Source organism: Streptomyces justiciae (assembly GCF_015163075.1).
Taxonomy (GTDB): domain Bacteria; phylum Actinomycetota; class Actinomycetes; order Streptomycetales; family Streptomycetaceae; genus Streptomyces; species Streptomyces justiciae.
On the sequence record NZ_JADDXU010000007.1, the window covers coordinates 419,380 to 431,238 of the forward strand.

Annotated in this window: 10 protein-coding genes; 4 read left to right on the forward strand and 6 right to left on the reverse strand. The window is 70.6% G+C overall.

The genetic code is table 11. The features are described from left to right. The first annotated feature begins 23 nt into the window (after positions 1-23). Together IQ210_RS22025 and IQ210_RS22030 are read left to right on the forward strand one after the other, a co-directional pair. Positions 24-1,247 carry a trypsin-like serine peptidase gene (locus tag IQ210_RS22025; protein ID WP_194080776.1) on the forward strand — a complete coding sequence of 408 codons (1,224 nt, stop codon included), beginning with the start codon at positions 24-26 and terminating at the stop codon, positions 1,245-1,247. Between the two features lie 216 nt (positions 1,248-1,463). After that, positions 1,464-2,666: a trypsin-like serine peptidase gene (locus IQ210_RS22030; RefSeq protein WP_194080777.1), complete on the forward strand. Its 1,203-nt coding sequence runs from the start codon at positions 1,464-1,466 to the stop codon at positions 2,664-2,666. Positions 2,667-2,725: 59 nt separating this feature from the next. Here the strand turns inward: IQ210_RS22030 and hflX are convergent, their stop codons facing one another. The 6 genes from hflX to miaA all read right to left on the reverse strand — a co-directional run bounded on the left by hflX (position 2,726) and on the right by miaA (position 11,010). Continuing rightward, positions 2,726-4,219: a GTPase HflX gene (gene hflX, locus IQ210_RS22035; protein WP_194080778.1), complete on the reverse strand. Its 1,494-nt coding sequence runs from the start codon at positions 4,217-4,219 to the stop codon at positions 2,726-2,728. Between the two features lie 145 nt (positions 4,220-4,364). Continuing rightward, complete coding sequence (locus IQ210_RS22040) at positions 4,365-5,849, reverse strand: M1 family metallopeptidase (RefSeq protein ID WP_194080779.1); 1,485 nt, start codon at positions 5,847-5,849, stop codon at positions 4,365-4,367. A 183-nt stretch (positions 5,850-6,032) separates the two neighbouring features. Further along, positions 6,033-8,228: a RelA/SpoT family protein gene (locus IQ210_RS22045; protein ID WP_194080780.1), complete on the reverse strand. Its 2,196-nt coding sequence runs from the start codon at positions 8,226-8,228 to the stop codon at positions 6,033-6,035. Positions 8,229-8,516: 288 nt separating this feature from the next. Next, the gene (gene dapF, locus IQ210_RS22050) at positions 8,517-9,386 is read right to left on the reverse strand and encodes a diaminopimelate epimerase (RefSeq protein ID WP_194080781.1); all 870 of its coding nucleotides are present in this window, start codon (positions 9,384-9,386) and stop codon (positions 8,517-8,519) included. A 73-nt stretch (positions 9,387-9,459) separates the two neighbouring features. Then, entirely contained in the window at positions 9,460-9,963 is a 504-nt protein-coding gene (locus IQ210_RS22055) for a hypothetical protein (protein WP_194080842.1), read from the reverse strand. Between the two features lie 108 nt (positions 9,964-10,071). After that, a complete protein-coding gene (gene miaA, locus IQ210_RS22060) occupies positions 10,072-11,010 on the reverse strand; it encodes a tRNA (adenosine(37)-N6)-dimethylallyltransferase MiaA (RefSeq protein WP_194080782.1) in 939 nt (312 codons plus the stop codon). Positions 11,011-11,192: 182 nt separating this feature from the next. Between miaA and IQ210_RS22065 the strand changes: the two genes are divergently transcribed. Continuing rightward, positions 11,193-11,537 carry a hypothetical protein gene (locus tag IQ210_RS22065; protein WP_194080783.1) on the forward strand — a complete coding sequence of 115 codons (345 nt, stop codon included), beginning with the start codon at positions 11,193-11,195 and terminating at the stop codon, positions 11,535-11,537. A 25-nt stretch (positions 11,538-11,562) separates the two neighbouring features. After that, the gene (locus tag IQ210_RS22070) at positions 11,563-11,829 is read left to right on the forward strand and encodes an antitoxin (protein ID WP_194080784.1); all 267 of its coding nucleotides are present in this window, start codon (positions 11,563-11,565) and stop codon (positions 11,827-11,829) included. Positions 11,830-11,859 lie beyond the last annotated feature (30 nt).

Below are 11,859 nucleotides of genomic sequence, written 5' to 3' on the forward strand. Positions count from 1 at the left end.
TTCACCTCAGGGGGAGTCAGATCATGCGATCCACAAGGCCGTCGTTCACCGCCCGCCGGGAAAGGGGCGCGCGCCGCAGAACCTCCCCCGTGCTGGCCGCCGTCGCCCTAGCGTCGGCGCTCGCGCTCACCGCCACCGCCTGCGAGTCGGGCGACGACCAGGCAGGCGGCAGCGCCTCCGCCTCGGCTTCCTCGGACGGGAAGATCACGATCCCGGACGACATCAAGGACCGGCTCAAGGAGCACGGGATCGATGTCGACAAGTGGAAGGACGGTGCCTGGAAGGACTGGAGCAAGGACGACTGGCTGCGCGAGGCCCAGGACTTCGTCAACCCGATCATCGAGGGTCTGTGGGACCCGGACCGGATGCGGGGCGCCGAGGACCCGGACGAGGGCAAGGGTGTCGACGACAGTGACATCTCCGGGGACCAGGGTGTGACCGACCCGGAGCCGGCGCCGGTGGACGCCAAGGCCGTGCCGGCTACGTACCACGAGAGCGTCCCCGTGGCGGGCAAGGTGTTCTTCGACTCCCCCGAGGGCACGATGGTCTGCTCGGCGACGGTCGTGCAGGACCCGGCCAACCCCGGCAAGTCCAACATGGTGTGGACGGCGGGCCATTGCGTGCACGCGGGCAAGGAAGGCGGCTGGTACAGGAACATCGCGTTCGTGCCGTCCTACAACAACGACGCCCTGTCGACTGCCGAGTTGGAGAAGGCCTCGCGGGAGGAGGTCGCTCCGTACGGTGTCTGGTGGGGTGACTGGGCGCAGACCTCGGACCAGTGGATCGAGCAGGGCGGTGAGACGGGCGGGGACGGTGCCTCGTACGACTTCGCGGTCATCCATGTGACGCCGGAGAAGGGCGGCTCGGGCAAGTCCCTGGAGGAGACCGTCGGTTCGGCCCTGCCGGTGAACTTCAACGCCCCGGCGGCGGCGAAGATCCAGGGCATGACGGCGACGGGTTACCCGGCGGCGGCGCCGTTCGACGGCGAGACGATGTACCAGTGCCAGGACAAGCCGGGGCGGCTGTCGATCAAGGCGTCGGACCCGACGATGTACCGCATCGGCTGCACCATGACGGGTGGTTCGTCGGGCGGCGGCTGGGTCGCGACCGGTTCGGACGGCAAGCCGGCGCTGGTCTCCAACACTTCCATCGGCCCGGTGACGGCAGGCTGGCTGGCCGGACCGCGACTGGGTGACGTGGCCAAGGGTGTGTACGACTCGGTCAGCGAGAAGTTCGCCGGCCAGTGACGTGATCCGCGGTCAGTGACGTGATCGACGGCGGGGCGGACCCAAGAAATCTTCACCGCCCCGCCGCCGTTCGCCCTCAACTGCCCGGGCATAGTGGGGTGTCGCGCCCGAGGACGCCTCTCCAGCCGTGACACGCACATGACACTTGAGCGACCTCGGCGCGATCGTCAGCTCAACCATCAGCACGACAACAGCTCCAACGGGGGTCAACGCACCATGCGTTCCACACGTACGTCCCGTACGTCTTCCAAGCGGCGCCGCACCGCGCTCGCCGCCACCGGTCTGGTCGCCGCCCTGACGCTGACCGCGACGGCCTGCAACGGCTCGGACGAGGCGAGCGACAAGCCCGGAGCCACCACCTCCCAGGCGGCCGACAGCGGCAACGACAAGATCCAGATCCCGGCCGACATCGCCGACAAGCTCAAGAAGCACGGCATCGACGTCGACGACTGGAAGGACGGCGGCTGGAAGAACTGGGACAAGGACAAGTGGCTCAGTGAGGCCAAGGACTTCGTCAACCCGGTCATCGACGGCCTGTGGAAGCCGGAGCGGATGAAGTCCGCCAAGGAGGCCAACAAGACGTACTCGACGAAGGACGCGGCGGCCGACACGGGCGTCACCGACCCGGACCCGCTGCCCGTCGAGGCGTCCGCGGAGAAGACGCCGTACCACGAGAACGCGGCCCCGGTCGGCAAGATCTTCTTCGACACCCCCGAAGGGCACGCCGTCTGCTCGGGCACGGTCGTCAAGGACGTCAACCACCCCGGCAAGTCCAACCTGGTGTGGACGGCGGGCCACTGCGTGCACGCGGGCAGCGGCGGCGGCTGGTACCGCAACATCATGTTCGTCCCGGCCTACAACGACTACGGCAAGTCCGAGGCGCAGCTGACGAACTCCAACCCCACGGAGATCGCGCCGTACGGCCAGTGGTGGGCGGACTGGGCCTCCACCTCGAACGAGTGGATCGCGGGCGGCTCGGAGACCGGCGGTGACGGGGCGGCGTACGACTACTCGGTGCTGCACGTGAAGCCGGAGTCCGGCGCCAAGTCGCTGGAGGAGACGGTCGGCGCCGCGCTGGACATCGACTTCTCCGCCCCCTCCGCCACCGAGGTCGCCAAGATGGGCGCCTGGGGCTACCCGCAGGCCGCGCCCTACAACGGTCTGAAGATGTTCAAGTGCATCGACCAGCCGGGCCGTCTCTCGCTGAGCACGACGCTGCCGACGATGTACCGCATCGGCTGCACCATGACCGGCGGTTCGTCCGGCGGCGGCTGGTTCCGGGTGGTGGACGGCGAGACCAAGCTGGTCTCGAACACGTCGATCGGCCCGGCCGACAACACCTGGCTGGCCGGCCCGCAGCTGGGCGCGACCGCCGAGGCGATCTACCAGAACATGAGCAAGACGTACGGCGGTAAGTAGGCCGTGCGTACGGAAGGCCCGCCCCTCACGACGAGGGGCGGGCCTTCACGTATGCGCTGTTACGCCACCGGTGCCGGAACGTACGGCGCGAGATCCGCCGCCAGTTCCTCGTGCACCCGCACCTTGAGCAGGGTGCCCTCCGGGGTGTGCTCCTCGGAGATCACCTCGCCCTCGGAGTGGGCTCGGGCGACGAGCTTGCCGAGCGTGTACGGCACGAGCGCCTCGATCTCGACCGAGGGCCGCGGCAGCTCGTTGTCGATGAGCGCGAGCAGTTCCTCGATGCCCAGGCCGGTACGGGCCGAGACGGCGATGGAACGCTTCTCGATCCGCATCAGCCGCTGGAGCGTCAGCGGGTCCGCCGCGTCCGCCTTGTTGATCACGACGATCTCGGGGACATCGACCGCGCCGACGTCCCTGATCACCTCGCGCACGGCGAGCAGCTGCTCCTCCGGGTTCGGGTGCGAGCCGTCCACCACGTGCAGGATCAGGTCGGACTCGCCGACCTCCTCCATGGTGGAGCGGAACGCCTCGACCAGGTGGTGCGGCAGGTGCCGTACGAAGCCGACGGTGTCGGCCAGGGTGTACAGGCGACCGCTCGGGGTCTCCGCGCGACGGACGGTCGGGTCCAGGGTCGCGAACAGGGCGTTCTCGACCAGGACACCGGCGCCGGTCAGGCGGTTGAGCAGGGAGGACTTGCCGGCGTTGGTGTAGCCCGCGATGGCGACGGACGGCACCTTGTTGCGCTTGCGCTCCTGGCGCTTGATCTCGCGGCCGGTCTTCATCTCCGCGATCTCCCGGCGCATCTTCGCCATCTTCTCGCGGATACGACGCCGGTCCGTCTCGATCTTGGTCTCACCGGGACCACGGGTGGCGAGGCCGCCGCCCTTGCCGCCGCCCATCTGACGGGACAGCGACTGACCCCAGCCTCGGAGCCTCGGCAGCATGTACTGCATCTGCGCGAGCGCGACCTGCGCCTTGCCCTCTCGGGACTTGGCGTGCTGCGCGAAGATGTCGAGGATCAGGGCCGTACGGTCGATGACCTTGACCTTGACGACGTCTTCGAGGTGGATGAGCTGGCCCGGGCTGAGCTCACCGTCGCAGATGACAGTGTCCGCGCCCGTTTCGAGGACGATGTCCCGCAGCTCGGTGGCCTTGCCGGAGCCGATGTAGGTGGCCGCGTCGGGCTTGTCGCGGCGCTGGATCACGCCGTCCAGCACGAGCGCGCCCGCGGTCTCCGCGAGGGCGGCGAGCTCCGCGAGGGAGTTCTCCGAGTCCTGCGCGGTCCCCGAGGTCCAGACGCCGACGAGCACGACCCGCTCCAGACGGAGCTGTCGGTACTCGACCTCGGTGACGTCCTCGAGCTCGGTGGAGAGGCCCGCCACGCGGCGCAGAGCCGCGCGCTCGGAGCGGTCGAACTGGTCGCCGTCCCGCTCTCCGTCGATCTCGTGGCTCCAGGCGACGTCCTCTTCCATCAGGGCATCGGCCCGAAGACCTTCGGGGTATGTGTGCGCGAAGCGCTGCGCGTCCTGGGAAAAGGATGAAGAGGAGGTCATTGGGTCCTTACGTCGTTGGGGATGCCGATTCGGCGATCGTGACTGCGTCACCGGTCACAACGCACGAGTACCCCGGGAGATTCCCGTGTCCCGTGCCGCGCCGACCCGAAGATGGTCGCACGGGACGAGGCGTCTCGTCATCGCCTTATTCGCCGGGCCGCTGGGACGCCGGTGCCATGGACTTCCAGTCCGGGTGGCCCGGCATCGGCGGGGTCTTCTCGCCGTACAGCCAGTCCTGGAAGAACCCGTCGAGGTCGCGTCCGGACATATCGGAGGCGAGGGCGACGAAGTCCGCGGTCGTGGCGGTGCCGTCCTCGTGGCGGCTAACCCAGACCCGTTCCAGGCGCTCGAAGGTCTCGCGGCCGATCTCCTGGCGCAGGGCGTAGAGGGCGAGCGCGGCGCCGTCGTAGACATTGGGGCGGAAGATGCTGATCTTCTGGCCGGGGTCGGGCGCCTTGGGCGCGGCGGGCGGGCCGCCGGCCGCGCGCCAGCGGTCGGAGGCGCCGTACGCCGCCTTCATCCGCGCCTCCATGGACTTGCCGGCCTTCTCCTCGGCGTACAGGGCCTCGTACCAGGTGGCGTGCCCCTCGTTGAGCCAGAGGTCGGACCACGAGGCCGGGGCGACGCTGTCGCCGAACCACTGGTGGGCCAGCTCATGCACCATGATCGACTCGACGTACCACTTGGGGTACGCGGGTTCGGTGAAGAGCTCTCTCTCAAAGAGAGAGAGCGTCTGCGTCTCGAGTTCGAAGCCTGTGTCGGCGTCGGCCATGAGCAGGCCGTACGTCTCGAAGGGGTAGCGGCCGACCTTGCTCTCCATCCAGGAGATCTGGTCCGGGGTCTTCTCCAGCCAGGGTTCGAGGGCCTTGCGGTGCTTGGTGGGCACGACGTCGCGGACCGGCAGTCCGTGCGGACCCTCGCGGTGCAGCACCGTGGAGCGGCCGATGGACACCTGGGCGAGCTCGGTGGCCATGGGGTGCTGGGTGCGGTACGTCCAGGTGGTCGCCCCTGCGGCCCGGTCCACTCCGGTCGGCAGCCCGTTGGCGACGGCGGTGTAGCCGTCGGGCGCGGTGACGCGGATGGTGAACATCGCCTTGTCGGAGGGATGGTCGTTGCACGGGAAGACCAGGTGGGCGGCGTCGGCCTGGTTGGCCATGGCGAGCCCGTCGGTGGTCCGCACCCAGCCGCCGTCGCGCTTCTCGGACGCCACGGGGTCGCTGGTGTGCTTCACGGTGATCCGCATCCAGCTGCCGCTGGGCAGCGCCTCCTCGGGCGTGACCACCAGATCCTCGTCGGCACCGGCGAACGTGGCGGGCTTCCCGTCGACCTCGACCGACTCGACCTTGCCGTGCGCGAAGTCGAGGTTGATGCGGTCGAGAGAGGTGGTCGTCCAGGCGTCGATGGTGGTGACGGCCTGAAGCGGCTCACTGTTGGAGCCGGGATAGGTGAAGGAGAGGTCGTACGACGCCACGTCGTATCCGGGGTTGCCGAGGTGCGGGAAGAGGCGGTCGCCGACACCCAGTGGGGCGGCGGGGGCGCTCGCGGCGACGAGACAGACGGAGACGGCGGAGGCGAGCAGCGCGGCCGCCTTCAGCCGCCGGGGCGTCCTGGCGTGGGGGGTGAGCAGCATGCACCACCGCTACCAGCGCCCACGCGCCCCACGGCGACGACTCGCGCCCGGCCCACCCGAACGAGTGCGGCCGAGGTGACGCCACCGCGACCCGCTGCCGCTCCCGGGTCAAGCCCTCTGCGTCTGCGCCCGGCTCCGCTGCCGAATCGGGCCCCTTGCGTCTCCCCCGGCCCCGCTCCCGAGTCAGGCCCCTTGCGTCTGCGCCCGGCTCACGTCGTACACCCCGGGCACGTTCCGCATCGCCCGCATCAGGGCTGGCAGCAGGGCCGCGTCGGGGAGGTCGACGGTGTAGGTGTGGCGGACGCGCTGCTGGCTCGGGGGTTCGACCGTCGCCGAGACGATCTCGGCGCCTTCGAGCGCCATGGCCTCGGTGAGGTCCGCGAGCAGATGGGGTCGGCCGAACGATTCGGCATACAGCGTGACCCTGCACTCCGCGGTGTCGCCCCAGCGCACCTCCACCTCAGGCCGTCCCGCGTCCTTCATGCGGGCGACCGCCGGACACTCGACGCGGTGCACGGTGACCGCTCCCCCGCGCACGGCGAAGCCGGTGACGTCGTCGGGCGGGACCGGCGTGCAGCAGCCGGCAAGACGCACGGTCGCACCGGGCTGGTCGACAAGAACATCGGCGTTACGGGGGCGAGCGAGCGAGCCGTCGGTCGTACGCGGGCGGCTGCGCTGGGCGTCGACGGCGGCCGGGCCGTCGGTGGACCCGGCAGGCGCCTCAGCGGCGGACTGGAGGCCCTCAGGGCGTTCCACCGTGCCGTGCAGGCTCTCGCCCAGCCCCTCCCCGGGCGCCTCGGGCACGGGATGCGTCGCGAGCCACCGCTGGATGGCGATCCGCGCGGCGGGTGTGTGCGCGTGCTCCAGCCACTCCCTGGAGGGCTCCGAGGCGGGGTCCTGCCCCATGAGGAGCTGGACGGTGTCGCCGTCCTTCAGCACCGTGCTCAGGGTCGCCAGCCGGCCGTTGACGCGGGCGCCGATGCACGCGTGCGCGTCCTCGCCGTACTGCGCGTACGCGGCGTCCACGCAGGTCGCGCCGTCGGGCAGGCCCAGGGTGCCGCCGTCGGGCCGGAAGACGGTGATCTCGCGGTCCTGGGCGAGGTCCTCGCGCAGCGTCGACCAGAACGTGTCCGGGTCGGGCGCGGCCTCCTGCCAGTCGAGGAGCCGGGAGAGCCAGCCGGGCCGGGTCGGGTCCTCGCGCTCGCCGTCGACGGGCTCCTCCGAAGGAGGAGCGTAGGGATTGCCGAGCGCGATGACGCCGGCCTCGGCGACCTTGTGCATCTGGTGCGTACGGATGAGGACTTCGGCGACCTGACCGTCGGGGCGGGCGACGGCGGTGTGCAGCGACTGGTACAGGTTGAACTTCGGTACGGCGATGAAGTCCTTGAACTCCGAGACGACGGGCGTCAGACAGGTGTGCAGCTCGCCGAGCACGCCGTAACAGTCCGCGTCCTCGTTCACGAGGACCAGCAACCGCCCGAAGTCCGCGCCGCGCAACTGGCCGCGTTTACGGGCCACTCGGTGCACGGAGACGAAGTGCCGTGGCCTGATGACGACTTCGGCCTGGATGTCGGCGTCGCGCAGGACACCGCGCACCTCGTCGGCGATCTCGGCGAGGGGGTCGTCCGTGCGGGAGGCGTTGTCGACGATCAGCTCGCGCGTGTGCTCGTACTCCTCGGGGTGCAGGATCGCGAAGACCAGGTCTTCGAGTTCGGTCTTGAGCGCCTGCACGCCGAGTCGTTCGGCGAGCGGGATGAGGACGTCGCGGGTCACCTTGGCGATGCGCGCCTGTTTCTCCGGGCGCATCACGCCGAGGGTGCGCATGTTGTGCAGCCGGTCGGCGAGTTTGATCGACATCACCCGGACGTCGCTGCCGGTGGCCTTCAGCATCTTGCGGAAGGTCTCCGGCTCGGCGGCGGCGCCGTAGTCGACCTTCTCCAACTTCGTGACGCCGTCGACGAGATAGCGCACCTCGGCGCCGAACTGCTCGCCGACCTGATCGAGGGTCACATCGGTGTCCTCGACGGTGTCGTGGAGCAGCGAGGCGGTCAACGTCGTGGTCTCGGCGCCGAGTTCGGCGAGGATCAGGGTCACCGCGAGGGGGTGGGTGATGTACGGCTCGCCGCTCTTGCGCATCTGGCCGCGGTGCGAGGACTCGGCCAGCACCCAGGCTCGGCGCAGGGGTTCGAGGTCGGCGTCGGGGTGGTGGGCGCGGTGGGCCTCGGCGACATGGCCGATGGCGTCGGGCAGCCGGTCGCGGGCGGCCGGGCCGAGCAGGGCGGCGCGGCCCAGGCGACGCAGGTCGATCCGCGCCCGCCAGCGCGCCGCAGGCCCTGTTACCGGACCTGGGGTCGCGGGGTTCGTGGCCTCCGCACTCATGGGCACCTCCGGCTGCATTGACCGGCGGACGGGGTGCCCCAGGGCGGACACGGCACAGGGGATGGCATCGGTCCCCCGTCCGGGCCGGTGCTTGATGCTACCGAGCCCATCACGCGCGGCTGACCGCCTCTCGTCGAGCGTGAAACGGATCACCCATTCGAGCGACGGTTTTCAGGTTTACGATTTCGCGCCACCCGACCTGCGGTTCTCCGTCGTTTCGTATCACCGGTGCCGGATGAGGCTGCGGATCCCAGCGTGCCAAGCCGTCGGAACCCACCTTTCACTCGGTCAACGCCCCGCGGTTTCCAGCCATTCCCGGTCGATCTCGCCCTCGGCCACGATCACGGCCGGGCCGGTCATCTCGATCTCCCCGTCGGGCCGCTCGGTGATCACGAGCGTGCCACCGGGCACATCGACGGTGTACGTCGCCGGGGTCCCGGTCTCCGCGGGGTCGACGCCGTCCCTGCGGGCGGTGGCGACGGCGACGGCGCACGCGCCCGTGCCGCACGAGCGGGTCTCGCCGGACCCGCGCTCGTGCACGCGCAGCGCGACGTGCCGCGGGCCGCGGTCGACGACGAACTCCACGTTGACCCCGTCCGGGTAGGCGGAGGCCGGGCTGAAGGGCGGCGCGTCGTACAGGGTGCCCGCGTGGGCGAGGTCCTCGACGAAGGCCACCGCGTGCGGGTTGCCCATGTTCACGTTCCGCGCGGGCCAGCTGCGCTCGCCCACGCTCACCTGGACGTCCCCCTCGGGGAGGCGGGCCTTTCCCATGCCGACGGTCACGTCGCCGTCCTTGGCGAGGTGCACGGTCTTCACGCCCCCGCGCGTGGCCACGGCCAGGTCTCCCTCGGTCACGTGCCCGGCGTGCTGGAGGTAGCGGGCGAAGACGCGGACGCCGTTGCCGCACATCTCGGCGATCGAGCCGTCGCCGTTGCGGTAGTCCATGAACCACTCCGCTTCGGCGGCCATGTGCTGCGCCTCAGGGTGCTTGGCGGACCGCACCACGTGCAGCAGGCCGTCACCGCCGATGCCGGCCCGGCGGTCGCACAGGGCGGCGACGGTGGCGGGGGGCAGGTCGATGACGTTCTCGGGGTCCGGGACGATCACGAAGTCGTTCTCGGTGCCGTGGCCCTTGAGGAAGGCGATCCGCGTGCTCATTCCTCGATCGTACGGGGTGCCTACGACAGCCGGTCACCGGCGGCCGTACGGCAGCTCCACGCACGCGTGGAGGTCAGCGCAGCCGCGCCACGCGGAACACCGCCAGCGCCACCACCGCGGCCACGACCACCACGTACAGGAGCACCACTCGCCAGTCCACGCGGCGCCCCGAACCCCGCTGCGGCAGCCCCGGCCATGTGTAACCCACCCGGCGCGCGGCCATCATGCCCCAGCCCGCCGCGCACGAGCAGATCAGCAGGCCCAGCATCGCGATCACGGCCCCGCTGTCGCCGAAGTCGAAGGCGAGCGGGAAGGCGAACATCAGGGAGCCGAGCGCGGCCAGGGACACGATCGGGGCGAGCTGCCAGATACGCATCCGGCGCTGCGGACGCAGTTCGACCTCGACCTCGGGGCCGTCGGCGAACATCTCCTCGGGCTCGGGGCCGTCGGCGATCACACCACCCTGCGTCTCGTCGGGCCCGTCGGGGCTCAGACGGTCGCCGTCCTGCTCCGGTTCACCGCCGTCGGCGGTGCGGGGCTCGGTGCTTCGTGCGGTGTCGCGAGGGCCGGCCTCCATCGCCACGCGCCCTCCCAACTCGGACTCCACTTGGTCGATCGAAGCTCGATGATGGCACGGCGCCGACGGGCCGGATGACGGCCTGAGCGTCCCGATGCCAGGACGTGATCAGGCTGTAACCGGTCGTTCGACCAACGCCAGTGCGAGCTGGGGAAGTTCTGTGAGATCCGCCGCAGCCCCACTGAGCCAGTGCACCCGCGGATCGCGCCTGAACCACGAATCCTGGCGGCGCGCGAAGCGCTTGGTGGCGCGTACGGTCTCGGCCCGGGCCTCCTCCAGCGTGCACTCCCCGGAGAGCGCCGCGAGCACCTGCTGGTAGCCGAGCGCCCGCGAGGCCGTGCGCCCCTCGCGCAGCCCCCGCGCCTCCAGCGCCCGCACCTCGTCGATGAGCCCCGCGTCCCACATCCGGTCGACGCGGCGCGCGATCCGCTCGTCGAGCTCGGGGCGCGCGACGTCGACGCCGATCTGGACGGTGTCGTAGACCGAGTCGTGGCCGGGGAGGTTGGCGGTGAAGGGGCGGCCGGTGATCTCGATGACCTCCAGGGCCCGGACGATCCGGCGGCCGTTGCTGGGCAGGATCGCCTGCGCGGCCTCGGGGTCGGCGGCGGCCAGGCGGGCGTGCAGCGCGCCGGAGCCGCGGAGCGTGAGCTCCTCCTCCAGGCGGGCCCGGACCTCGGGGTCGGTGCCGGGGAACTCGAGGTTGTCGACGGCACCCCGGACGTACAGGCCGGAGCCGCCGACCAGGATCGGCCAGCGCCCCTCGGCGAGCAGCGCGTCGATCCGCTCACGGGCGAGCCGCTGGTACTCGGCGACCGACGCCGTGACGGTCACGTCCCAGATGTCGAGGAGGTGGTGCGGGACGCCGCCGCGCTCCTCGGGCGTCAGTTTGGCGGTGCCGATGTCCATCCCTCGGTAGAGCTGCATGGAGTCGGCGTTGACGACCTCGCCTCCGAGGCGCTGGGCCAGGAAGACGCCCAGATCGGACTTTCCGGCCGCGGTCGGTCCGACGACGGCGATGACTCGGGGGGCGGGGGGTGCGCTGCTCACCGACCCAGTCTCGCAAACGTCGCGGTGTGGCCTCGAACGAGTTACGTGACGGCACGGGTCCGGGGTCGTTGCCTGTTGCGAGGTTTTCGCCGCCGGTTCGCGGAGGCGGCACCCCGGTCGACGCAAATGGGCGCACCGGGCGACGCGGGATTTCGCCCGCACGAGTAACGTATGGAGCAGATATGGGTGTTTTCGCACGACTTCTCCGGAGGTCGAAGACTGCGGAGGAGACGTCAACCGCCGAGGCAGGGGCCGCCACGCTGACGGCCGAAGCCGAGTCGGACGAGGCGACCGAGCCGGCAGCGGCGAAGGAGCCGGCCGAGGCGCCGTCGGAGGCCGGAGCCGAGTCCGAGCCCGGGGCCGAGACCGAGGAAGCGGCCGCGTCGACGGAGGCGAAGGCGGAGACGGACGCGGAGCCGGCGACGGAGTCCGGCGAGTCCGGTGCCGCCGACGGCGTCGAGATCCCCAAGCAGCAGTCCGCCGAAGCGGCGGCCGACAGCGAGGCCGGCGAGAGCGCCCGCACGTAACTACCCCCGCGCGGGAAGGCGAACGATGGGTCTCCTGGACAATTTGAAAGCCAAGCTCAACCCGGCCAAGGACAAGGTCTCCGGCCTCGCGCAGCAGCACGGGGACAAGATCCAGCACGGTCTCGACAAGGCCGCGAAGGTCGTCGACGAGAAGACCAAGGGCAAGTACAGCGACAAGATCCAGACGGGCACGGGCAAGGCCAAGGACGCCATGGACCGACTCGCGCACAAGGACGACGGCGGTACGGGAGGCACGACCACGCCCCCAGCCTCACCCCCGCCCACTTCCTGAACGGCACACCGACGGACGGCCGTGGAGCAA